Below are 22,810 nucleotides of genomic sequence, written 5' to 3' on the forward strand. Positions count from 1 at the left end.
TCAGGCGTGCACGGTTGGGTCGGGGCTGCTGGGGTGGAGGCCAGGTCGAATCAGTTGCCGGCGACGCAACGGCCGTGAAAACAGTTCCGCCAGGTCACCGGCTTGGTCGATGCCGTGGATCGGGCTGAACACCAGTTCGATCGACCATTTGGTGGCGATGCCTTCGGCCTCCAGCGGATTGGCCAGGCCCATCCCGCACACCACCAGGTCGGGCTGGCTGGCGCGAACCCGGTCCAGTTGCTGCTCCACGTGTTGCCCCTCCATCACCGGGACGTCATCGGGGAGCAAGGCCAGCTCGGCAGCCATCTGTTCGCGGTTCAGATAAGGCGTGCCCACCTCCACCAGTTCCATGCCGCATTCCCGTTGCAGAAACCGGGCCAGGGGCAGTTCCAGCTGGGATTCGGGAAGCAGGAAGATACGTTTGCCCTCCAGCACGGCGCGATGGCGGGCCAGGGCGCTCTGGGCCCGCTCCATCAACGGATCGAGCACAGCAGCAACCCGTTCATCAGGCAGATGGAAGGCATCAGCAGCAGCCTCCATCCAGCGGCGACTCCCCTCGGCCCCCAACGGGAAGGGGGCCGTGAGCACCGTGGCGCCGCGGTCGCCGAGCAGGCGCGCGGTTTCCGTGAGAAAGGGTTGGGTCAGCAGCACCGTGGTTCCTGCTCCCACGGCGGGCAGGTCGGTCGATTGCCGGGGCGGCAGGCTGCGAATCGTCTCGATGCCCATCCGCTGGAACAGGTGCATCTGCCGGTCTTCCACGGCATCAGCGAGGGTTCCCACCAGCAGCAACTGCCGTTCATCGCTGGCGGGGAGCAGGGGAACGAGGGCCGCCAGTGCCCCGTCTTCTCCCTGGGTGAACGTGGTTTCAATGCCGCTGCCGGAGTAGTTCACCACCCGCACCCGGCCTGTCAGTTCTTCGTTGAGTCGTTCGGCGGCCCGGGCCAGATCCAGCTTGATCACTTCGCTGGGGCAGGACCCCACCAGAAACAGCGTGCGGATTTCGGGGCGGCGTTGCAGCAGTTCCTTGCAGACCCGGTCGAGTTCGTCGTGGGCATCGGCGAGGCCAGCCAGATCCCGCTCGCTGAGAATGGCTGTGCCGAAACGGGGTTCGGCAAAAATCATCACCCCTGCGGCGCTCTGGATTAGATGGGCGCAGGTGCGTGATCCCACCACAAGAAAAAAGGCATCGGGCATGCGCCGATGCAGCCACACAATCGAGGTGAGGCCGCAGAACACTTCGCGCGGCCCCGACTCCTTCAGCAGCGTTGGCCCGGCCATTGGCCGCTCCCTTGATGATCAACCTCTCCAAGCTGCGAATAAATCCGCTGAGGAGTGGAAAGTCGCTCAAACTCTTCGGGATCGCCCAAACCAGGCAGAGCCGGCTTGAGCTCAAAGGCGGCGACGGAATCCGTCGTAACGATCGGAGCGAGCGCTCTCCTCTGCTTTGCTCAAGCGCCAGACGTTGCGGCTGACCCGGCGGGCAACGAGGCCACCGCGTTCGACCCGTTCCGTTCCGGGGCGGGCCCCCAGCAGCATGCTCACCTCCGCGGTGGTGAGTGGAGCACCGGTTTCGATGGCCAACGACGTCAGTTCCAGCCGTTGACGCAGCTGGCGCAGACGCTCACTGTCTGCATTTCCTGATGCCTCCAGCCAGGGCAGATCCACCTGGCCGTCCTGCGCAAGCCGTTGCATCAGGCCGAAGCTCACCATCCCAAGGGCTTGATCAGCGTTGAGATCCACTGGCTTCAAAGAAGACTGCTCAGTCATTGCAAGATCTCTAGAGGGTTTCTCCGGACGGTATCGGCTGTTTTTCAAGGCGCAAGACCGCAGGCTCTAACTCTTTATTGGCCCGTTTCAGCCGAATTCGTCCGGTACACTCCCCGCCATGACCCGTTTTGCCAGCTTCGATGCTCGGGAGCGGCGACGCGGCGGTAGTGCTCTCGTCACCGGCACTGAGGTGACCCCCCAGCAGGGGGGGGCGAGCTGTGTTGTGACAACGGATTCGGAGTCGCCTCGGCTGTTGCGGCAGAACAGCCATGTGCAGTCGATCGAACTGCGCACCCACGTCTTCATCGACTCGCTCCAGCCGCAACTGGCGGCCTACATGGGTTCTGTGAGCCAGGGATTTCTGCCCATCCCCGGAGATGCCTGCCTCTGGATGGAGGTGTCACCGGGCATGGCAGTGCACCGGGTGACGGACATCGCCCTGAAGGCCAGCAACGTCCGTCTCGGCCAGATGGTGGTGGAGCGGGCGTTCGGCTCGATGGCCCTCTATCACCGCGACCAGAGCACGGTGCTCCATTCCGGAGATGTGGTGCTGGAAGCGATCGGGAGCACCATCGATCAGCGTTCTCCAGCCGATGTGAGCTGGACGGAAGTGATCCGGGCGATCACCCCCGACCATGCCGTGCTGATCAACCGGCAGAACCGACGCGGCTCAATGATCGAAGCCGGGATGAGCATGTTCATCCTGGAGACGGAGCCGGCCGGATACGTGTTGATCGCTGCCAACGAAGCGGAAAAAGCCTCCAACATCACCTTGGTGGACGTGAAAGCGGTGGGTGCTTTCGGACGTCTCACCCTGGCGGGACGGGAAGGTGATGTGGAGGAAGCGGCCGCGGCGGCGATGCGCGCCATCGACCACATCAACAGCAACGCAAGGCTGCGCTGAGCGCTCAGACCAGCTCGGATCAGCTCAGGTCCAGCAGCTCACGCAGCTGTGGAGCAAGAGCGCGCGCGGCCTTGCCGCGGCTGCCCAGGCGGCTGAGCTGAGCTGCATTCAGTTCGCCGTAGCTGCAACGGGCTTCCCGCACCCAAAGCAAGGATTCGAATCCGCCGCCGGCGTAGGCCGGGGCACTCAGGAGTTCGCCCCAGCAGATTCCCTCCGCCGCGGCACGACAGTTGCCGGAGGGATCACACAACACCATCGTGCTGCGAAAACAGGCACTCCGATAAGGCGATCCCATCAGTTCCTCCAGGATTCGCTGCACCTTGGCGTCGTTTCCCTCGGCGTAGCGGGCGGAATACAGACCCGGTGCCCCTTGAAGCGCATCCACCTCAAGCCCTGAATCGTCAGCCAGGGCCCAGCAGCCGGTGCGAAGGGCGGCAGCGCTGGCTTTCAGCTCGGCGTTTTCGCGGTAGGTGCTCCCCGTCTCTTCAACGTCCAGATCGGCAGGTTGACGCTGCACGTCCAGAGGAAGAGGTCCCAGCATGGCCTCGATTTCGGCAACCTTGATCGGGTTGCCCGTGGCGATGGTGAGCTGAAGCGCCAAGGAGGGCCAACTAAAGAGGGCCTCCATTGTGCGGGCTGGTTGGGGCTAGGAGCTAACAATCTCTGGATCCAATCCAGCGACACCCATTTGGGTTGAACATTCCACCCCGCAGCAAGGCTTTGGGAAGGTGACGCATCGTGAACTTATGGAGCTTCACCACTGCCGACAACGACTTGTGGGGATGTGATCACATGAACCACCACAGCAGACCGGAACAGTGAGGCACAGGGTGATAAGCCCGGCTTATTTGGTTCACTATGGACAGTGATCGGGAAAGTCGTCCAAATCGCTTGACGGGAAGGGTTCTGGCGAAGCAATGTCCCCAGCGAACATTCCACCCCTTCTCCCGGTAGGCAATGGCTAACGAAACCATGGGCATCGCCCTCGGCATGATCGAGACCCGCGGTCTGGTCCCCGCCATCGAGGCAGCTGATGCCATGACCAAGGCTGCCGAAGTGCGCCTGATTGGTCGTGAGTTCGTCGGCGGCGGCTACGTCACCGTTCTGGTTCGCGGCGAAACTGGCGCTGTCAACGCTGCTGTGCGCGCTGGCGCTGACGCTTGCGAGCGCGTCGGTGACGGCCTGGTCGCCGCTCACATCATTGCCCGCCCCCACCGCGAAGTGGAGCCTGCTCTGGGCAACGGCAACTTCCTTGGTCAGAAGGACTGAGATCTTCCGCTGAGCCTCTGACGAGGCACGCGAACGTCTCAACCTCTTCACCGACCTAACGGAGTTTTCCCATGAGCAAGAAGTACGACGCTGGGGTCAAGGAGTACAGGGATACCTACTGGACTCCTGATTACGTCCCCCTCGACACCGACCTGCTGGCCTGCTTCAAGTGCACCGGCCAAGAAGGTGTCCCCAAGGAAGAAGTTGCCGCTGCTGTGGCTGCTGAATCCTCCACCGGCACCTGGTCCACTGTGTGGTCCGAGCTCCTCACCGATCTCGACTTCTACAAGGGCCGTTGCTACCGCATCGAAGACGTCCCTGGTGACAAGGAGTCTTTCTATGCCTTCATCGCCTACCCACTCGACCTGTTCGAAGAGGGTTCGATTACCAACGTTCTGACCTCCCTGGTCGGCAACGTGTTTGGTTTCAAGGCTCTGCGCCACCTCCGTCTGGAAGACATCCGCTTCCCGATGGCGTTCATCAAGAGCTGCTACGGCCCGCCGAACGGCATCCAGGTCGAGCGCGACCGGATGAACAAGTACGGCCGTCCTCTGCTGGGTTGCACCATCAAGCCGAAGCTCGGCCTGAGCGGTAAGAACTACGGCCGTGTTGTCTATGAGTGCCTGCGTGGCGGTCTGGACTTCACCAAGGACGACGAGAACATCAACTCCCAGCCCTTCCAGCGTTGGCAGAACCGCTTCGAATTCGTTGCGGAAGCCATCAAGCTGTCCGAGCAGGAGACCGGCGAGCGCAAGGGTCACTACCTCAACGTGACCGCCAACACTCCCGAGGAGATGTACGAGCGCGCTGAGTTCGCCAAGGAACTCGGCATGCCGATCATCATGCACGACTTCATTACCGGTGGCTTCACGGCCAACACCGGTCTGTCGAAGTGGTGCCGCAAGAACGGCATGTTGCTGCACATCCACCGCGCCATGCACGCGGTGATCGACCGTCACCCCAAGCACGGCATCCACTTCCGCGTTCTCGCGAAGTGTCTGCGTCTCTCCGGTGGTGACCAGCTCCACACCGGCACCGTGGTCGGCAAGCTGGAAGGTGATCGTCAGACCACCCTCGGCTACATCGACCAGCTGCGCGAATCCTTCGTGCCCGAAGACCGCAGCCGCGGCAACTTCTTCGATCAGGACTGGGGTTCCATGCCTGGCGTGTTTGCCGTTGCTTCCGGCGGTATCCACGTGTGGCACATGCCCGCCCTGGTCACCATCTTCGGCGACGACTCCGTTCTTCAGTTCGGTGGTGGTACCCACGGTCACCCCTGGGGCTCCGCTGCAGGTGCTGCTGCCAACCGTGTGGCCCTCGAGGCCTGCGTCAAGGCACGCAACGCCGGCCGTCATCTCGAGAAAGAGAGCCGCGACATCCTCACGGAAGCCGCGAAGCACAGCCCCGAGCTGGCCATCGCCCTCGAGACCTGGAAGGAGATCAAGTTCGAGTTCGACACCGTCGACAAGCTCGACGTCCAGAACTGATCGTCTCAACGGCCGGTTGATGCAATCGGCCACCCCTTTTTCTTACACCCAGGATCCCCATGCCTTTCCAGAGCACCGTGGGTGACTATCAAACAGTCGCCACCCTGGAGACCTTCGGCTTCCTCCCGCCGATGACCCAGGACGAGATCTACGACCAGATCGCCTACATCATTGCCCAGGGTTGGAGCCCGCTCGTCGAGCACGTCCACCCCAGCAACTCCATGGCCACCTATTGGTCGTATTGGAAGCTCCCCTTCTTTGGTGAGAAAGATCTGAACGTCGTTGTCAGTGAGCTCGAGGCTTGCCACCGCGCATACCCCGACCACCACGTGCGCATCGTCGGTTACGACGCCTACACCCAGAGCCAGGGTGCCTGCTTCGTGGTCTTCGAAGGACGCTGATCCTTCGAACCCTTGGTTCCGAGCCCTGACCTGATCAGGGCTCCAGCTTTTTCCGGAGGGGCTAGTGCCCTTCCACTTCACGACGACATCCTCGGGCGGACATGGCAAGACTCTCCAGTCGCGAACTCGCACTCGAACGCCGCAAGGCGCTGACCACTTCCGGTAAGAAGTCCTCGGTAGCGGCTGGTGATGGCGCCAACCGTGTTCGCACCGTTGCTGATGCCCGTCCCACCCGCACCAACGCGGCCGCAGCTGCTGAGCCTGCCTCTGCACCTGCCACCCCCGCTGCTGTAGCTCCGCAGCGGACCACCTCCTTCACAGCTGCTCCCGCAAACCGCAGCTCCCAGGTCAAGCCCCATCGCGATCCAAGCCGCGAGCTGGTGCTCGCCCGTCGTGATGCCCTGTCCCGCCGCGGTAAGACCGCCGACACCAGCCGCGATCGCAACCGCGCTGATGTTGCCCGTCAAACCAAGGCAGCCGCTCCTGCTGCTGCACCCGCTGAAACCACCAAGAGCTGTGGTTGCGGTGGAAAGCGTGCCGCTGAAAAGGCTTCCCTCAGTGCACCGGCTCCCAAGTTGTCTGCACGCACAGAGCGCCGTTCGGCCATTCCCAAGCGTCGTGCCATCGAGAACCCCAGCCGCGCGCTGGTGCTGGCTCGCCGTGAAGCCATGTCGAAGCACGGCAAAACCGCTGGCAAGCAACCCACCAGTGCAGCAGCCGTTGCCCGTCAGGCCAACCCTGACCTCACCAGCCGTGAGCTCGCACAACAGGTGCGTGAGCTGCGCACCAAGGCCGGTGCCCGCAACAAGCAAAGCGCTGGTGTGACCCGCCCCACCGGTCCCAACCGCCACGGCGCCAAGCAAGCCGCTGCCGCTGATGCCCACTGGAAGGTGGGTCAAAGCACCACGACCAGTGGCCAGACCGTGACCGGCACCCAGGCCAACCGCTCGGTGAAAACCACCGGTAATGAGGCCAGCACCTGCCGTTCGATCACCGGTACCGAGTACCTGGGAGCCGAAGTCTTCCAGACCTTCTGTCAGACCGCTCCCGCTGCCACCACCCCGGCCAAGGTGCGCGTCACGGCCACTAGCCACGGCAACCGCGTCACCGGCAATGAAGTCGGCCGTTCCGAAAAGGTCACCGGCGATGAGCCCGGCACCTGCAAGAGCGTGACTGGCACCGAATACATCTCCGCTAACCAGTCCGCTGCCTACTGCGGTGGTGGCGTGACCTCTCCGCGCAAGGTGGGCCACAGCCTCACCGAACAGGGGCGCCCCGTGAGTGGCGTGATGGTGGGTCGCTCCGCCAGCGTTACCGGTGATGAAGCAGGTGCCAACCGCAGCCTCACCGGCGATCAGTACCTCGGTTCAGATCCTCTTCCCGAAGGTCGCCCTGCCGCCAAGGTGGGTCTCTCCGGAACCCTCTCCGGCACTGGCGTGACCGGCACCATGGTCGGCCGTTCCGCTCAGGTGACCGGCGATGAGTTCGGCTCCTGCCACCGCGTGACTGGTGATCAGTACGTGAGTGCCGAGCAGGTGAATGCGTTCTGTGGCGGCAAGCCCGAGCCCGAGGCCGCCAAGGTTGGCTTCAGCATCACCAACCGCAACCAGGTGGTGAGCGGCACCCGTACCGGCCGTTCGGAAAACGTGACTGGCGACGAGCCCGGCAGCTGCCAGGCCGTCACCGGAACCCCCTATGCAGGTCTTGAGCAGGCCGGCCAGCACTGCGGCACCCCTGCAGTTCAGGCCATCCGTGAGCGCACGCCTGTGCGTGTTGGCACCCCCTCCGCTGCCATGACCGGCATCCAACCCGGTGTGGGTGGTGTGATGACCGGCGACAAGCGTGGTGCATGCGAAGCAGTCACCGGCACCCCTTACGTGGGTGCTGATCAGCTGGCCGCTGCCTGCGGCGCTGACGCTCCCGCTGGCACCGACACCCACGGCCAAGCTCCTGAGGGTGCTGCCTGGACCCGCTTCAGCGTGGTGTCTCCCGCCCGTGCTGCCCAGCAGCAACGTGAGGCTGCGTCTGGTGTGACGGGTACCTCCTATGAGCAGGGGAATCGCATCACCGGCCCTTTTGACATGGCTGGCGGCAAGGTGACCGGTACCGAGCAGTTCCGCTTCGACAACCGCGAGTTCCAGAACCGTCAGCAGCGCCAGTTCCAGCCCACCGTGGCTGTGGTCAGCGAGCCTTCTGAGAAGCCTGCATCCCGGGTGACCGGCGAGGGTTCCTCCACCAAGATCACTGGTGATGACTGGGATCGTGGTGAGCACGTGACCGGTACTGAGGGTGCCTCGGCCCGCCGTCGTAACCCCAGCCGTCCCGGCCCGATGAGTGCTATGTCCCCCTTCGAGCGCAAGCGCAACGAGGAGAACGAATGGCCTGTGAGCCGCGTGACCGGTTCAAGCGGCAACACCGAAAAGGGTTCCCTGATCACCGTCTCCGGCGGCGCACGGGGCTGATTCATTGATGGTTCGCTCCAAGCCTCTCCGTGGCGGGCGACCTCAGGCCCCCTCGGCACCCACCCGACGTCAGCTTCAACAGCTGGCAACAACCTCTGATTCCGTTCAGACCTCGTCTGACGTGGAGTCCTCCACCCGCAAGGCCGCTCTGGATCGGCGCCGTGCCCTCACCACCGCGGGCAAGGCTGCTCAACTGGGCGGCGCCCCGGTCAGTGGTGGACGGATTCGCTCCAGCAAGGACGTTCAACGTCCCACACCCGCTCAGCCAGGCTGGGTCCGCCGTGAGAAGGCTGCTACCCGGGCGGTTCCTTTCAATCTGAGCCGCAGCTCTCTGCCGATCACCCATCGGCGCCATCCGTTGACGGATGCAGTGGCAAATGCCCGTCTTCAGGCCTATGAGCAGGAGATCAAGGGCCGCTTTGATCGGATCGTTCCCCTGCTTCAGCAGGTTTCAGCGCTTCAGCATGAAACTGATTTCATTCCCCAGGCCCAGCGGTTGTGCCGGGCCGAACTCGGCTTTGATCTGCCGGATCACATCCTGCAGCGGGCCTGGGTTCGCCCCCTCGACATGCGCGCCCTGTTCGCATGGTGTGTGTTCGAAAGCCACCGGCTGTTCAGTGACCGCTTCTTCCAGGACGATCCCCTGGATGCCGGTACGGGCAGTGCTGCCTCACGGGAGTTCGAACAGTTCCTGCTCGACTGTGGGATCCATCTGCTCGACCTGACGCCCTGTGCCGATGGTCGGTTGGCTCACACCGTGGCCTATGCCCTGCGCATTCCCTTCAGCGCTGTGCGTCGCCGTTCCCACGCTGGCGCCATGTTCGACGTGGAGAACACGGTGAACCGCTGGGTCAAAACCGAGCACCGTCGCTACCGCGAAGGCTCACCCAATCCCTCCACGGAACAGACCCGTTACCTGAAGGTGGTGACCTACCACTTCAGTTCCCTCGATCCCTCCCATCAGGGCTGCGCTGCCCATGGCAGCAATGACGAACTGGCGGCAGCGGCGGGTCATCAACGCCTGCTCGATTTCCGTGAGTCGGTGGAAAACAGCTTCTGTTGCGGTGCCTCCGTTGACCTTCTGCTGATCGGCCTCGACACCGACACCGATGCGATCCGGGTGCATCCCCCAAGCCGTGACAGCGAAATGGTGCTCGACCGTTGGCTCTGCGCCAGGGAACTGCATGCCGCCACGGCATCGATGAGTGCCGATCAAGCAATGGCACAGATTGCTGAAGCCGTAGAGAGCTCTGCTCCTGGACCGATGGATGCCGGGATGGTGTCGTTCCTGACCCGTTTGCTCGCCAATAACTTCTCCCAGATCGACTACGTGCAGGATCTTCACGGGGGCACGTACCCGGATGCCGGGCACGCAGAGCGTTTCATTGGCGTTGGCATCGGTTTCAAAGAGGTGCATCTGCGCAACCTCACGTATTTCGCTCACCTCGACACAGTCGAGGAGGGCGCCCCTGATCTCGATGTGGGCGTGAAAATTTTCAAGGGTCTGAATGTGTCCCGGGATTTGCCGATTCCGGTTGTGGTGCGTTTCGACTATTCCGGCCGTGTGCCCGGTGCTCGGGAACGGGCCATCGCTGATTGCCAACGGGTGAACCAGGCCATCGCCGATCGCTACGCAGCTCTCGTTGATGAGGGTCTGCTCCACACTTGTCTCACCATTCGCGACCGCAACCAGACGGCTCCGGCCGAGGTCGTCGGTTCCACGCTCGACCCGCAACTTCCGGAGGCTCACTGATCATGCTCATCGTCAAGGTCGTCAAGCCGCTCGTTTCCACCAACCGGATTCCCGATTTCGAGCACAAACACCTCCAGGTGGTTCTGGATGGCAGCACTAAAAAGGTGGCCGTCGATGCAGTGGGTGCGAAACCTGGGGACTGGGTGATCTGCGTCAGCAGCTCGGCCGCCCGTGAAGCTGCCGGCAGCAAGTCTTATCCCAGTGACCTCACGATCGTGGGGATCATTGACCACTGGGAACCCGACCCCCCGAAGACCTCCGCTCCCTCTCCGTCCCCCAGCCCCAGCAAACCCGCGGGAGGCAAGGCCAGTTGATGGAGATCATGCAGGTGATGGGAACGCTGGTCTGCTCCTACCGGGTTGCCGGTCTGGATCACATGCACCTGCGCATTCTCAAGAACAACAAGGGCAAGAAGCTGGTGGCTGTTGACCCCGTGGGTGCCCGTGAGGGCAACTGGGTGTTCACCGCCAGCGGTTCGGCTGCCCGGCATGCCTGCCCTGACAACACCGTTCTCACCGATCTCACCATCGGTGGCATCATCGATTTCTGGAATCCGGACGGATAGGGATCCTTCATTTCCCTCCGCCGTTTCCGTTCCGCTTCCACACCTACCAATCCATGGCTACTCCTTCCCCCACCCCACGTCGTCGCACCACCCGCAGCACCGCCGCGGCGAACAAGACTGTGGACGTGAAGCCTGTGGCCAGCACTCCTGCTCCCGCGTCGACTCCCGCGAAGGCAGCTCCTGCTTCAACCACCCGTCGTGCGTCCACCACAACCCGTCGCAGCAGCGCTTCCAACACCGGATCCGGCGGTGGCTCGGCCGTGACCAAGCCCGCTGCCACCCCTTCCCCCATCGTTCCCGGTGTGGCACTGGGCATGATCGAAACCCGCGGCATGGTTCCTGCCATTGAGGCAGCCGATGCGATGACCAAGGCTGCTGAGGTGAGACTGATCTGCCGTGAGTACGTGGGTGGTGGCTACGTCACGGTGATGGTGCGTGGCGAAACCGGTGCAGTGAATGCCGCTGTTCGTGCCGGTGCCGATGCCTGCGAGCGCGTGGGCGACGGCCTCGTCGCTGCTCACATCATTGCCCGTCCTCATAAAGAGGTGGAGCCGGTGTTGGCCGGCAGTGGCGCCGCTCGCCGCAGCTGAAGGCATAAAACCCTCCTCACAGCCGTTCACAAAGAGCCCTTTAGCTCCTTACCGGCTCCTAGATTCGCCGGCCAACCAGCGACCAGCTCGATCACCATCCCGCTCGCCGTTTTGACCCCGGAGCTTTCGCTTCCCATCCAGACCGCCTGGTTGATCCCGCTCTATGGGTTCATCGGGATGCTGGTTTCCCTCCCTTGGGCCTGTGGCTTGTTCCGCCGAGATGCCCATCGACCGGCGGCCTACCTCAACATTCTTCTCACCCTGCTGGCCTTCGCCCACGGAAGCCTGATCCTGCAGGAGGTTTACCAATCAGGGCCGGTGGATCTGGCCTTCCCCTGGCTCAGCGTGGCTGACCTGGAGCTGAACATCAGCTTCAGCTTGTCGCTCACCAACCTGGTGGCCCTGGAACTGATCACGGGCCTCAGCTTGCTGTCGCAGGTGTATTCCTTGGGCTACATGGACAAGGAATGGGCGTTGGCCCGCTTCTTTGCCCTGCTTGGTTTTTTCGAGGGCGCGATGAGTGGTGTCGTGCTCAGCGACTCCCTGTTCCAGAGCTATTTCCTGCTGGAGATGCTGACGCTCTCCACTTATTTATTGGTGGGTTTCTGGTACGCCCAACCCCTGGTGGTCACAGCAGCCCGGGATGCCTTCCTCACCAAGCGCGTTGGTGATGTGCTGCTGCTGATGGGTGTGGTGGCGCTCTGCAGCTATTCCGGCGTGATGGGGTTCAACGACCTTTACGCCTGGGCCGCTCAAGACACCCTCTCCCCATTGGCGGCAACGCTGTTGGGTTTGGGCCTGGTTGCTGGCCCAACGGGTAAATGCGCCCAGTTCCCCATGCACCTCTGGCTGGACGAAGCCATGGAGGGCCCGAACCCCGCTTCGATTCTGCGGAACTCGGTGGTGGTGACCTGCGGCGCCATCGTGCTGCTGAAGGTGATGCCGATCCTTCAGCTCTCGCCCATCGCCATCGGCGTGATGCTCGTTATCGGCAGCATCAGTGCGATCGGTGGCTCTTTGGTGGCCCTGGCTCAGGTGGACATCAAACGCACGCTGTCGTATTCCACAACGGCCCACATGGGCCTTGTCTTCATCGCCATTGCGCTGCAGATCCCTGTTCTGGCCTTGTTGCTGCTTTTCACCCATGCCGTGTCCAAGGCGCTGCTGTCGATGAGCATTGGCGGCGTGATTGCCTCCACCAACTGTCAGGACATCACCGAGCTGGGGGGATTGGGCAGCCGCATGCCGGCTACTACCACGGCGTTTCTGGTGGGTGGTGCTGGTCTCGTGGGATTCCTGCCCCTGGGTGGCTTCCTAGCCCTGGCCCAGTCGATTGAGCTGCTGAGCGTGCGCTCGGTGCCGTTCATGGCGGTTTTCCTGCTCACCAACGCACTCACCGCCATGGGTCTGGTGCGGGTGTTCCGCCATGTGTTCATGGGGGATTCCCTGATCAAGTCCCGCCGGGCTGCCGAGGTGAACTGGCAGATGGCGTTCCCAATGGTGGCGCTCACCGTGATCGTGCTGATCACCCCGCTGTTGCTGGTGCGGCTTGAATCGCTCGATGGTTTGTTGGCCTTCCCCCTCTGGGCAGCAGCTCTTGTGGTGGGAAGCGGACTGCTGGGCCTGCTCGCTGGCGCCGTTCTCCCCCTGAGCAAGGCCTGGTCCCGCTCGCTGAATCCTGTTCTGCGCTGGTGGCAGGACCTGCTGGCCTACGACTTCTACACCGAGCGCTTCTATCGCCTCACCATCGTCAACGTGGTGGCTGGCTTCTCTCGCTTGGCCTCCTGGTTCGACCGAAATGTGGTGGATGGTCTTCTCAATGGAGTGGCGCGCTTCTCCCTGGCCAGTGCCGACAGCCTCAAGCTCAGCGTCAGCGGCCAGAGCCAGTCGTACGTGCTGACGGTGCTCCTGGCCATCGTTCTTTTCCTCACCGCGGTGAGCTGGTTCCTCACCTGATCGCCCCGAGATGCTTCTTTCCCTCCTGCTTCTGATTCCCTTCCTCGGGGCTCTGGCTCTGATCCTCTGGCCGGGATCCCCGTCCAGTGCACGCCTGCGCGATGTGTCCATCGTGCTGCTGGTGGTGCAGTGCTTGGCGAGCTTCGCCCTGCTGCTGCCCTTCGATGCCGCCGACGCAGGTTTGCAGTTGGTGGAGCAGGCCCGCTGGGTGCATGCCATCGGCCTGGATTACGCCTTGGCGCTGGACGGTTTGTCGTTGCCGCTGGTGTTGATGAATGGGGTGCTCTGCTTGGTGGCGGCGATCGCGTCGCGCACGATCGAAAACCGCCCCAGGGTCTACTTCGCCCTGTTGCTGGTGATTTCCGGAGCGGTGAATGGTGCCTTCTTGGCCCAGAACCTTCTGCTCTTCTTCCTGTTCTACGAACTGGAGCTCATCCCTCTCTGGATGCTGATCGCTGTATGGGGTGGTGCCAACCGGGCCTACGCCGCCACGAAGTTTCTGATCGTCACCGCCGTCTCAGGCGTGCTGATCCTGGGTGCCTTCCTTGGCATTGCTCTGGTCACAGGAACCATGGACTTCAGCCTGAGGCCGATCCTTTCCGGTGAACTGGGCATGACCGCCCAGCTGCTGCTGATGGGTGCTCTGTTGATCGGCTTCGGCATCAAGATCCCCCTCTTCCCCTTCCACACCTGGCTGCCGGATGCCCACACCGAGGCTTCCACACCGGTGTCGGTTCTTCTGGCAGGTGTGCTGCTCAAGCTGGGCACCTACGGCCTGCTGCGTTTCTGCCTTGGTTTGTTCCCCGACGCCTGGCAGGTGGCTGCCCCCTGGCTGGCCGGCTGGGCTGCGATCTCAGTGCTCTACGGATCCCTTGCGGCGATTGCCCAGACCGACATGAAGCGCATGGTGGCCTACAGCTCGGTGGGCCACATGGGCTACGTGCTGCTGGCCGCCGCCGCCGCCACGCCGCTTGGGTTGATGGGGGCCCTGTTCCAGATGGTGAGCCACGGCCTGATCTCTGGCGTGCTGTTCCTGGTGGTGGGTGTCGTTTATGCCCAGACCGGCACCCGCGACCTCAACGTCTTGCGTGGCCTGCTCAACCCCCAGCGCGGCCTGCCGCTCACTGGATCTCTGATGATCATCGGGGTGATGGCCAGTGCCGGAATCCCCGGTATGGCCGGCTTCATTTCCGAATTCCTGATCTTCCGCGGCAGCCTTCAGCCCTTCCCCCTGGCCACGCTGCTTTCCATGGTGGGATCGGGACTGACGGCGGTGTATTTCCTGCTGTTGGTGAACCGCGCCTTCTTCGGTCGCCTGGCGATCGCCCCCGGCGAGGTGGTGAATCCCCGTATCCTCAACCGCGTGGCGCTGCGGGAACAGGCCCCGGCCATCGCCCTCAGCCTCGGTGTGCTGGTGCTTGGCCTTGCTCCGGAGCTGCTGTCGAACCTCAGTGAGGCGGCCACCACGGGCCTCAGCCTGATCACTGGAGATCTGTCATGACCCCGACATCCGCATCCCCCGTTCAACCTCCGGTGCTTCCTGATCAGGAGGAGTTGATCCGTCGTTTGCTCAGCGACACGCCGCTGCTCAAGGACACCCCCGACCATCTGCTGCAGGTGGTGAATGTGCTCGAGAGCTATGGGCTGGTTCTCGATGCCTACAGCAAGAATCTGGTGGATCAGGGCGAGCAGCAGATGCTCAATCCCTTCCCGGTGTTCCGCTTCTTCCATGAGGGGTTCAACCTCAAGCGCCTCTGGACCCATCTGATGGGGGATCGCATCAACTTTGAGTACGCCGAGTACTGCCAGAAGGCGATGTTCTGGCATGGCACCGGCGGGTTGGATGCCTACCTCGACACGCCTGAGTTCGCCGAGGCCTGCCAGCGGATCATCAAGCGCAAGTCGGCGCGGGACCCACTGCTGGCCCTCAACAACCGCCTTTATCCCGATTTCGCCCCCGAGGCCATCCGTTCGCTCACCACGATTTATTGCCTCGGTCTGTTCTGGCGCGTGATGAGCGACATCTTTGTCGACCTGGCCCGCCGCTACGCGATCAAGGAAGTCACCTGCGTCAACGATGTGGTGCATCACATCCGCGATGGCCTGGTGGCGGCGGCCGGAAGCCCGATTGAATACAAGGTGACGATCGGTGATGAAGAGATCTGGGTGCTTCCCCCTGAGGCGGGTCTCACCTTTCTGGTGGATGTTGCGGTGCCCTACGTGGAGGCCGTTTTCTTCCGCGGCATGCCCTTCCTTGGAACGGTGTCTTACAACGCCCAGGCCCGGCAGATTTCACCGGACATCAGTGATTTCAAGTACGGCGCCCTTTACGCCGACCCGATTCCGAGCATGGGTGCGGGCATTCCCCCCAGCCTCTGCATGCAGGACATGTACCGCCACCTGCCCGAGGAACTGAGCCTCTGGTACGACGACAACGGTCGAGGCCAAACGGATGTGCACGTGCAGATCTGCGTCAGCTTCCAGAAGTCGATGTTCTGCGTCACCAATGCCGCCATCGCCGGCACGATGCCGCATCCGCTGCACACCGATGACCCCGAGCAGCAGGCCGCCAATCGGGCCTACGCCGAGGCCTGGTCTGGCCGCTTGATGGGCTGTCAGCGGGTGGCGCTCCTCTAGGTTTCCAGCAGGTTCAGGCTGAACGGGGACTCTGATGAATCAGTGGCAGGAGCGGAAACGACCCGTATGCCTCGAGTGTCGTTTCGAGTTTGAGAGCTACGACGCCACCAGGGATTTTCTCGACAAACTCGGCGACCACAGCGAGGCCACCCAGCGCTTTCCTGACATCAGCTTTGGGCGCACCTACGTGAACATCACGATCCGGCCGGAGGATGACGGCCCCGAGGCCCAGCTGAGCGAAGCCGATCGTGCCTTTGCCGCAGAGATCGATGCCCTCCTCAGTTGATCTGGCTTCGGCTTACGCCGACTCCGGTGTGGCTGAGGTGTTGGACCAACTGGACCGTGAACTGATCGGCCTGGCGCCGGTGAAGACGCGGATCCGAGAGATCGCAGCGCTGTTGCTGGTGGATCAGGCGCGGCAGCAACTGGAGTTGCCCAGCACCGCGCCCAGTTTGCACATGTCGTTCACCGGCCATCCTGGTACGGGCAAGACCACCGTGGCGCAGCGGATGTCGCAAATCCTGCATCGCCTGGGTTACCTCCGCAAGGGTCATGTGGTGACGGCCACCCGCGACGATCTCGTGGGTCAGTACGTGGGTCACACCGCCCCAAAAACCAAGGAGATGCTCAAGCGTGCCCAGGGTGGCGTGCTGTTCATCGATGAGGCCTATTACCTCTACAAGCCAGACAACGAACGCGATTACGGCGCCGAAGCGATTGAGATTCTCCTGCAGGAGATGGAGAGCCGGCGCAGCGACGTTGTGGTGATCTTTGCGGGCTACAGGGATCGGATGGAGACCTTCTACAGCTCCAATCCAGGCCTCTCTTCAAGGGTGGCGCACCACCTCGATTTCCCCGACTACAGCGACGACGAGCTGATGGCGATTGCAGGCCTGCTCCTCGAGGCCCAGCACTACCAGTTCAGTGCCGAGGCCGAGACTGCGTTCTCCGACTACGTTTCGCGCCGGCGGCAGCTGCCTTTCTTCGCCAACGCGCGCTCGGTTCGCAATGCCTTGGACCGGGCCCGTCTGCGCCAGGCCAACCGGTTGTTTTCGCGGATGGGAGAAGCCCTCACCAAGCAGGATCTCATCACGATTGAGGAGGCCGACATCCGGGCCAGCCGTGTGTTCAAGGGCGAAGTGGAGGGCCACCATCCCGCTCAGCACGGCGCCTGATCAGCTGCGCCATGCCGAGGCCCACCAGCAGGCCGGCTGTGCCGTGACCCTGCAGGAGGGCAACCCCGAGCACCAGAACCGCCAAGGGAGCAGGCAGCACGCAGCGGTACAACGCACCCGTGAGGGCGCCGCACCAACTGCCCAGGCTTCCGAGATCCGGCAGCAGCAGGTGAAGTCCCATACCGAGTGCGCAGGCCACCAGGAACAAGGGGAAGAACACCCCTCCGCGCCAGCCTGTTTCCAGGCAAAGGCCGAGCATCAGCAGTTTCACGATCGAGGAGAGGAGCAGAACCCAGGCCTCACTTGAGTTTTGGCCTTCAAGCAGGGGCCGCAGCTGCTCTTCTCCGGCGAAGGGAACCAACGGCAACCAGTGCATGCAGGCCCCCAACAGCAGGCCGGTCAGCAGCGGCCACCAGGGCCATTGGGCCAGGAGTTGGTGCTGCTCCAGCCAGCCTCGCCACTGCAGAAACAACAAACCCAGGCCGCAACCGATGAGTCCCCCCAACAGGCCTGCGCTGAGGCTGCCGAGATCTTCCCCCAGGTTGCTGGGCCAGATGTAGGGAAGCCGTTGTAGCGATCCACCGCTGGCGGTTCCCATGCCATTGAAGGCGGCAAACCCGGCAACACCGCCGAGGCTGCCTGGCAACCAGCGGTCGAGGAAGGCCTGCTTGCGTTTTTTGGGGTGAGTGACCTCGCCCACCACAGCACCCCCCAGCAGTGGAGCTCCGAAAAAGGCGAGGCTGCCTGCAACTGTTGCTTCCTGAAGCTTCTGGTCACGACCACGCCAGATCCGTTGACTGACCAGGGCGGCCATGCGGCTCATCAGGGCCTCAGGTCCGATGCAACCTCCCCCAACCTGGGCCAGCGCCGCTCCGAGAAGGCCGCGAGCTTCATCGCGTTTCGGAGCCTGGTCTGGATCACGCACATCACTCAGGGTGTCCCGCAGCTCCGGTAGCAATGTTGTGGGGCCGGGGCTATGCAGCAGCGAGAGGATCAAGCCGCTGCCGCCGCAGATCAGCAGCGACCAGCCCAGGGGAAGGCTGCGATCCAAGCCCTCGAGCACCGGATCTCCCCAGAGCCGCTGGCTTATGCCGCCGATCCAGCCCATCACAACCGCCACACCGGCGCCGCTCAGGGTGCCGGTGAGCAGGGCCATCAGGCTGAGGCGAAGGCGAGTCACCAGTGCGGGTCGGTGGCGAATTCAACGCTGAGTTTCGCTGATTTCGACGCCGGAACGGTGCTGATGCAGGCGCGCACCGTCTTGCCGTTGACGTCGATCTCGCAGGCCCCGCAGCTGCCCCCCAGGCAACCGGTGGGAATGCTGATGCCCGCCCCACTGGCGGCCACCAACCAGTCCTCGCCGATGGTTTCGTGGGTGATGCGCCCATCGGGCCAGCGCACAGGAATCGACGTCATGGCTGGAGCAATGGAGCAAGGTTCACATGTTGCTCGAAGGCATCGGCGAGGCGATCGAGCAACAGATCACGGTGGGCGCTGTGGTTCTTGGGATCGTTGGCCAGCGGTTGCAATCCCCGTTGCTCGCGAAGCCGGTTGAGCCAGGCCCGTCGCCAGGGGCCGTTGTCGAGCAAGCCGTGCAGGTAGGTGCCCACCACGCTCGAACCCTTGGGCCCGGGAGCCCACCACCCCAAACCAGCGTCGCTGCTTAGCGGCCGAAGGCCGGGATCTGGGGTGGTGGTGCCGTAGTGCAGTTCAAAACCGTTCAGCGGTGTTTCCATGGGCCAGAGGCCATCGATGCTGCGCTGGCTCAGCCGTTTCGTGCCGCTGAAGGTGGTGTCCAGGGGCAGGAGGCCCAGGCCGCTCTGGGGTCCCCGCTGATCGGTTCCCTCCAGTCCCTCCGGATCGTTCAACGTTTTGCCCAGCATCTGCATGCCGCCGCAGATGCCCAGGACGGATCCCCCAGCCTTGGCGTAGGCCCTGAGTTGATCGGCCAGTCCACAGCTGTTCAACGTTTCGAGATCCCGCAGCGTCTGCTTGCTTCCCGGAAGAATCACCGCATCCGGCTGCCCCAGGGGTTCCCCTGGTTCAATCCAGCGCAGCTTCAGGCTGGCTTCAGCTTCGAGCGGATCGAGATCGGAGAAGTTGCTCAAGGAGGGCAACCGCAGCACAGCGATCTCCAGATCGGTGGCCCCGCGGGTGGGTTTGCGTTCCAGCAGATCGAGGGAATCTTCGGGTGGAAACAGCTCGTTGAGCCAGGGCATTACCCCCAGCACCGGTACCCCGGTGTTGGCTTCCAGCCATTGGCGACCCTCATCAAACAGCTCCCGACGGCCGCGGAAGCGGTTGATCAGGATGCCTTTGATCAGCGGGCGCTCCACCGGGCGCAGCAAAGCGAGCGTCCCAACGATCTGGGCGAAGACACCGCCGCGCTCAATGTCGGCCACCAGCAGGCAGTTGGCCCGCAGGTACTGGGCCAGGCGCAGGTTGGTGAGGTCGCGGCGTTGCAGGTTCACTTCCACCGGGCTTCCCGCCCCCTCCAGCACCAGCCGGCCTTGGGGCCATTGCTGCTGGAGCTGCATCAGGCCGGTGCGGATCGCCTGCCAACCGGGGCGGAACCAGTCGCGGTAGTAGTGCTCGGCGCGGGCGATCCCCACGCTCTGGCCCCCATGGATCACCTCACTGGTGCTGTCTCCCCGTGGTTTCAGCAGCACGGGATTCATGGCGCAGCAGGGTTCAAGGCCCGCCGCCCAGGCCTGCATGGCCTGGGAGTAGGCCATCTCCCCGCCATCGGCATCCACCCAGGCGTTGTTGCTCATGTTCTGCCCCTTGAAGGGCAGCGCCTGTTCCCCACGGCGTTGGAGCACCCGGCACAGCGCCGCCGTCATCAGCGATTTGCCGGCACCGCTGGAGGTGCCCAGCACCATCAGGGGTCGCGGCGTGGTGCCGGTCACAGCGGCCAGTGCCGACGCAGGCCGTGACGCAGACGCTCCAACACCGGAATCGAACGCTGCAGGAGTGCGGGGTCGTCATCGAGCAGCTGGCGACCCAGGGGCGTGAGCCTGAAACGGCTGGTCAGCCCTTGCCCATCCACTTCCCGGCGCAGCACGCCCACGCTGATCAGCCAACGCAGGTCGTCTTCTAGGGCTTCGCTGTTGCGGAACCAGCGTGTTTTGCGGCCGTAGCGGCTGGGTTCGCTCCAGAGGTCGCCGGCATCCAAGCCTTGCTGCTGAAGATCCCGATAGAGCGCTTCAGAGAAGGGCAGGCATCCCATGGCCCGGCAGGCCCGGTCACGGCTGCGTCGATCCAGCAGGTCGGTGGGGTGAGCGATGGCGAAGCCTTCCGTCCCTGGCAGCCTACGGAGCGTTGTTCTGCGGTGTGTTCCCGTGCTCATGCTTGCTTCCGCCTCGCCGGCGCGTCGCCGTTTGCTGGAGCAAGCGGGAATCCCGCATCAGGTGCGCGTCAGCGGTGTGGATGAAGACCAGATCCAGCATGCGGAGCCCGCAGAGCTGGTGAAACTGCTGGCTCAGGCCAAGGCCATAGCTGTTGCCCAGACGCTTGACCCGGTGGGCGATGCCGAGATCACGGCTGTGCTGGGCTGTGATTCGGTGCTCAGTTTTGATGGGCAGGTGTTCGGCAAGCCCTCAGGGCCAGCTGATGCGATCGAGCGTTGGCAGCGCATGGCTGGCGGCTGCGGATCACTGCTGACGGGCCATTGCTTGATCCGTCGCGGACAACCTGAGCTGATGGCCTGCGTGGAAACGGTGGTGCGCTTTGCCTCGCTCAGCCAGGCCGAGATCGAGGCCTATGTGGCCAGTGGAGAACCGCTGCAATGCGCTGGTGGCTTTGCCCTCGAGGGCCGCGGCGGCCTCTGCATCGATGGCTTGGATGGCTGTTATTCCAACGTGATCGGCCTGAGCCTTCCCTGGTTGCGTCAGCAGCTTTCAGCGTTGGCTTAGTGCAGCAGCAGATTTCGCGTTCCCGAGATCGCTTGCATGGCCAGCAGCAAAGCCACCAGCAGATTGCTGCTGATGTGAATGCGCCTGGCCTGCACGGAATGACCAATCAAGGGCTGCAGCGCCGTTGAGCTCAGCAACAGGGCGGTGAGCAACATTCCCATCCAGAAATGGGACTGCCAGAACAGGGGGCTCCAGGGAACATCGCTGAACCGCTCCACGGCCGGATGCAGCCCCAGCAGAAGCAGGCCGCAGCCACTGGCGATAGCCCAGAGAAAGCGCTGCCAGACCAGCCGGGTCGTTAGCAGGCGCCCGAAGCTGAACAGCACAGCGCTGCCGGTGACGATCAGACCCAGGGGGTGGCTGCTCCAGAGGCTGTAGCCCAGGCCGATCAGCACCGCCACCAGCACTCCGCCGGTCACCCAGGCCCCATGCTGCGCATGCTCCACCGGCACCGTGTCGGCGATTGGGTTGATCTTGAGCCGCTTTTCCCGCGCCAGGATTCCCAGCCGGATCGTGGCGCCCACCACCGGGTAGACGAACAGGATCATCAGCACGGGGTGGATCAATCCCAGCCAGTCGTGGCCGGTGAGCGACTGCAGTGCCTGGGGATCAGCCAAAAAAAACGCAACCCTGAACCCAGGGTTGCGCATCGTGGGGTTGTGAACTGAGGATCTGGATCAGACCTTGCGGGAGTAGTACTCCACCACCAGCAGTTCGTTGATCTCCAGGGCAACCCACTCGCGTTCGCAACGGGCGGTGACCTTGGCGCTCAGCTTGGACTTATCCAGCTCGAGGTGGCTGGGCACGTTGGCCAGACCGGGGAACTCGAGGTTGGCTTCAGCCAGCTTCTTGCTGCACTTGCGCTCGCGGATTGCGATCACATCGCCGGGCTTGCACTGGTAGCTGGCGATGTCGGTCACACGACCGTTAACGGTCACGTGGCCGTGGTTCACCAGTTGACGGGCGCCGGGCACGGTGGGACCGAAGCCTAGGCGGAAACAAACATTGTCGAGACGGTTCTCGAGCAGCTTGAGCAGGTTGGTTCCGGTGGAACCTTCCTGGGCGCGCGCTTTCTTCACGTAGCGCACGAGCTGACGCTCGGAGACTCCGTAGTTGAAGCGAAGCTTCTGCTTCTCTTCGAGACGGATCGCGTATTCAGAGCGCTTGCGACGGGCTTGGCCGTGCTGACCGGGGGGATAGGACCGTTTGGCGGCCTTCCGGGTGAGACCGGGGAGGTCTCCCAAGCGCCGCGTGATCCTCAGGCGAGGGCCGCGGTAACGAGACATAGGTGGGAAGGTGTGTATTGAGTTCGTGCGGTTGTTGGGCATGCTGGAACCGAAACAGCCCCAGGCATCTGCCGCGATGCACGAATTGGACATTGTATCTGGCGGCCCGATGGCCAAGCTGCGACAGGCGATCAATCAGGCTCTGGCGGCTGTTCTCCTGGCAGGGATTGGTTTTTATCGGCGTTTCATCTCCCCGATGATCGGGCCCCGCTGTCGCTTCACGCCCACCTGCAGTGCCTATGGCCTGGAGGCCATTCAGAAGCATGGACCCTGGAAGGGGGGCTGGCTCACCGTGAAACGGCTGCTGCGCTGCCATCCCTTCACCCCCTGTGGCTGTGACCCAGTGCCCGATTGATGAAGCAGCTCACCCTGTACGGCCGCGCTGGTTGCTGCCTGTGTGAAGGCTTGGAATCCCGCTTGCGCGCCCTCGATCTTTTGGGGCTCTCGATCGAGCTGACGGTCATTGATATCGATGCGTCCGGTACCCCCCAGGAGCTGAAGGCGCGCTACGACCTTGAGGTGCCTGTGCTCGCGCTCGATGGATCTGAGCTTCCCCGGGTTTCCCCGCGGCTCACGGGTGAGGGACTGTTGAATTGGTTGCAACGCTGTCTGTCCACAGCGCTCTGAACGGCTTAAAACTCCCC

General features: G+C 63.2%; 26 protein-coding genes. 17 read left to right on the forward strand and 9 right to left on the reverse strand.

Translation table 11 applies throughout. The features are described 5' to 3' along the window. Positions 1-1,278 (reverse strand): ferredoxin:protochlorophyllide reductase (ATP-dependent) subunit N, encoded by a 1,278-nt coding sequence (locus DXY03_RS00625; RefSeq protein WP_115008698.1) that lies wholly within the window; start codon positions 1,276-1,278, stop codon positions 1-3. 111 nt (positions 1,279-1,389) lie between these two features. Further along, the gene (locus DXY03_RS00630) at positions 1,390-1,767 is read right to left on the reverse strand and encodes a hypothetical protein (protein ID WP_115008699.1); all 378 of its coding nucleotides are present in this window, start codon (positions 1,765-1,767) and stop codon (positions 1,390-1,392) included. 118 nt (positions 1,768-1,885) lie between these two features. Between DXY03_RS00630 and DXY03_RS00635 the strand changes: the two genes are divergently transcribed. Next, entirely contained in the window at positions 1,886-2,671 is a 786-nt protein-coding gene (locus DXY03_RS00635; RefSeq protein WP_115008700.1) for a BMC domain-containing protein, read from the forward strand. Between the two features lie 19 nt (positions 2,672-2,690). Here DXY03_RS00635 and DXY03_RS00640 read toward each other — a convergent pair whose 3' ends face one another. Next, on the reverse strand, positions 2,691-3,299 hold the full coding sequence (locus DXY03_RS00640; RefSeq protein ID WP_170951918.1) for a non-canonical purine NTP pyrophosphatase: 609 nt from the start codon (positions 3,297-3,299) through the stop codon (positions 2,691-2,693). A gap of 329 nt (positions 3,300-3,628) precedes the next feature. On the opposite strand from DXY03_RS00640, the gene DXY03_RS00645 reads away from it, so the two are divergent. The 13 genes from DXY03_RS00645 to cbbX all read left to right on the forward strand — a co-directional run bounded on the left by DXY03_RS00645 (position 3,629) and on the right by cbbX (position 16,966). After that, positions 3,629-3,940 (forward strand): BMC domain-containing protein, encoded by a 312-nt coding sequence (locus tag DXY03_RS00645; RefSeq protein ID WP_006169870.1) that lies wholly within the window; start codon positions 3,629-3,631, stop codon positions 3,938-3,940. Between the two features lie 71 nt (positions 3,941-4,011). After that, positions 4,012-5,427 carry a form I ribulose bisphosphate carboxylase large subunit gene (locus DXY03_RS00650; RefSeq protein WP_011363747.1) on the forward strand — a complete coding sequence of 472 codons (1,416 nt, stop codon included), beginning with the start codon at positions 4,012-4,014 and terminating at the stop codon, positions 5,425-5,427. 59 nt (positions 5,428-5,486) lie between these two features. Further along, the gene (locus DXY03_RS00655) at positions 5,487-5,828 is read left to right on the forward strand and encodes a ribulose bisphosphate carboxylase small subunit (RefSeq protein WP_006043651.1); all 342 of its coding nucleotides are present in this window, start codon (positions 5,487-5,489) and stop codon (positions 5,826-5,828) included. Between the two features lie 101 nt (positions 5,829-5,929). Continuing rightward, on the forward strand, positions 5,930-8,290 hold the full coding sequence (locus DXY03_RS00660) for a CsoS2 family carboxysome shell protein (protein WP_115008701.1): 2,361 nt from the start codon (positions 5,930-5,932) through the stop codon (positions 8,288-8,290). 7 nt (positions 8,291-8,297) lie between these two features. Further along, the gene (locus tag DXY03_RS00665; protein WP_115008702.1) at positions 8,298-10,043 is read left to right on the forward strand and encodes a carboxysome shell carbonic anhydrase; all 1,746 of its coding nucleotides are present in this window, start codon (positions 8,298-8,300) and stop codon (positions 10,041-10,043) included. A gap of 2 nt (positions 10,044-10,045) precedes the next feature. Continuing rightward, positions 10,046-10,357 carry a carboxysome peptide A gene (locus DXY03_RS00670; RefSeq protein WP_006850911.1) on the forward strand — a complete coding sequence of 104 codons (312 nt, stop codon included), beginning with the start codon at positions 10,046-10,048 and terminating at the stop codon, positions 10,355-10,357. Then, positions 10,357-10,608, forward strand: a complete 252-nt coding sequence (locus tag DXY03_RS00675; protein WP_011363752.1) for a carboxysome peptide B — start codon at positions 10,357-10,359, stop codon at positions 10,606-10,608. Before DXY03_RS00670 ends, DXY03_RS00675 begins: the two co-directional genes overlap by 1 nt. Before the next feature lie 53 nt (positions 10,609-10,661). Further along, entirely contained in the window at positions 10,662-11,198 is a 537-nt protein-coding gene (locus tag DXY03_RS12785) for a BMC domain-containing protein (RefSeq protein ID WP_115008703.1), read from the forward strand. A 111-nt stretch (positions 11,199-11,309) separates the two neighbouring features. After that, positions 11,310-13,154, forward strand: coding sequence for an NAD(P)H-quinone oxidoreductase subunit F (locus tag DXY03_RS00685; RefSeq protein ID WP_115008704.1), 1,845 nt, complete (start codon positions 11,310-11,312; stop codon positions 13,152-13,154). A 10-nt stretch (positions 13,155-13,164) separates the two neighbouring features. Continuing rightward, positions 13,165-14,655 carry an NADH-quinone oxidoreductase subunit M gene (locus tag DXY03_RS00690; protein ID WP_115008705.1) on the forward strand — a complete coding sequence of 497 codons (1,491 nt, stop codon included), beginning with the start codon at positions 13,165-13,167 and terminating at the stop codon, positions 14,653-14,655. After that, a complete protein-coding gene (locus DXY03_RS00695; protein ID WP_115008706.1) occupies positions 14,652-15,791 on the forward strand; it encodes a CO2 hydration protein in 1,140 nt (379 codons plus the stop codon). Before DXY03_RS00690 ends, DXY03_RS00695 begins: the two co-directional genes overlap by 4 nt. A 34-nt stretch (positions 15,792-15,825) precedes the next feature. Next, entirely contained in the window at positions 15,826-16,077 is a 252-nt protein-coding gene (locus DXY03_RS00700) for a 4a-hydroxytetrahydrobiopterin dehydratase (protein WP_115008707.1), read from the forward strand. After that, a complete protein-coding gene (cbbX, locus tag DXY03_RS00705) occupies positions 16,061-16,966 on the forward strand; it encodes a CbbX protein (RefSeq protein ID WP_115008708.1) in 906 nt (301 codons plus the stop codon). Before DXY03_RS00700 ends, cbbX begins: the two co-directional genes overlap by 17 nt. Here the strand turns inward: cbbX and DXY03_RS00710 are convergent. Genes DXY03_RS00710 through DXY03_RS00725 form a run of 4 tightly spaced genes read right to left on the reverse strand, consistent with a single transcriptional unit; the run spans position 16,920 to position 20,315 of the window. After that, positions 16,920-18,146: a chloride channel protein gene (locus DXY03_RS00710; RefSeq protein ID WP_115008709.1), complete on the reverse strand. Its 1,227-nt coding sequence runs from the start codon at positions 18,144-18,146 to the stop codon at positions 16,920-16,922. The two genes, cbbX and DXY03_RS00710, sit on opposite strands and share 47 nt — an antisense overlap. Next, entirely contained in the window at positions 18,143-18,382 is a 240-nt protein-coding gene (locus tag DXY03_RS00715) for a 2Fe-2S iron-sulfur cluster binding domain-containing protein (protein ID WP_115008710.1), read from the reverse strand. The genes DXY03_RS00710 and DXY03_RS00715 overlap by 4 nt, the downstream gene beginning before the upstream one ends. Continuing rightward, positions 18,379-19,848: a cobyric acid synthase gene (locus DXY03_RS00720; RefSeq protein ID WP_115009229.1), complete on the reverse strand. Its 1,470-nt coding sequence runs from the start codon at positions 19,846-19,848 to the stop codon at positions 18,379-18,381. Before DXY03_RS00720 ends, DXY03_RS00715 begins: the two co-directional genes overlap by 4 nt. A gap of 23 nt (positions 19,849-19,871) precedes the next feature. Continuing rightward, positions 19,872-20,315, reverse strand: coding sequence for an Npun_F0494 family protein (locus DXY03_RS00725; protein WP_115008711.1), 444 nt, complete (start codon positions 20,313-20,315; stop codon positions 19,872-19,874). Between DXY03_RS00725 and DXY03_RS00730 the strand changes: the two genes are divergently transcribed. Next, entirely contained in the window at positions 20,314-20,880 is a 567-nt protein-coding gene (locus DXY03_RS00730) for a nucleoside triphosphate pyrophosphatase (protein WP_115008712.1), read from the forward strand. The two genes, DXY03_RS00725 and DXY03_RS00730, sit on opposite strands and share 2 nt — an antisense overlap. Here the strand turns inward: DXY03_RS00730 and DXY03_RS00735 are convergent. Both DXY03_RS00735 and rpsD read right to left on the reverse strand, forming a co-directional pair. Then, the gene (locus DXY03_RS00735) at positions 20,877-21,530 is read right to left on the reverse strand and encodes a DUF4079 domain-containing protein (RefSeq protein ID WP_170951921.1); all 654 of its coding nucleotides are present in this window, start codon (positions 21,528-21,530) and stop codon (positions 20,877-20,879) included. The two genes, DXY03_RS00730 and DXY03_RS00735, sit on opposite strands and share 4 nt — an antisense overlap. A 27-nt stretch (positions 21,531-21,557) precedes the next feature. After that, complete coding sequence (gene rpsD / locus DXY03_RS00740; protein WP_011363781.1) at positions 21,558-22,166, reverse strand: 30S ribosomal protein S4; 609 nt, start codon at positions 22,164-22,166, stop codon at positions 21,558-21,560. Between the two features lie 76 nt (positions 22,167-22,242). On the opposite strand from rpsD, the gene yidD reads away from it, so the two are divergent. Together yidD and DXY03_RS00750 are read left to right on the forward strand one after the other, a co-directional pair. After that, positions 22,243-22,521 (forward strand): membrane protein insertion efficiency factor YidD, encoded by a 279-nt coding sequence (gene yidD / locus DXY03_RS00745; protein ID WP_115009231.1) that lies wholly within the window; start codon positions 22,243-22,245, stop codon positions 22,519-22,521. Next, positions 22,521-22,793 carry a glutaredoxin family protein gene (locus tag DXY03_RS00750; RefSeq protein ID WP_115008713.1) on the forward strand — a complete coding sequence of 91 codons (273 nt, stop codon included), beginning with the start codon at positions 22,521-22,523 and terminating at the stop codon, positions 22,791-22,793. The genes yidD and DXY03_RS00750 overlap by 1 nt, the downstream gene beginning before the upstream one ends. Positions 22,794-22,810 lie beyond the last annotated feature (17 nt).

Origin of the sequence: Synechococcus sp. N5 (assembly GCF_900473925.1) — a bacterium.
GTDB lineage: Bacteria > Cyanobacteriota > Cyanobacteriia > PCC-6307 > Cyanobiaceae > Parasynechococcus.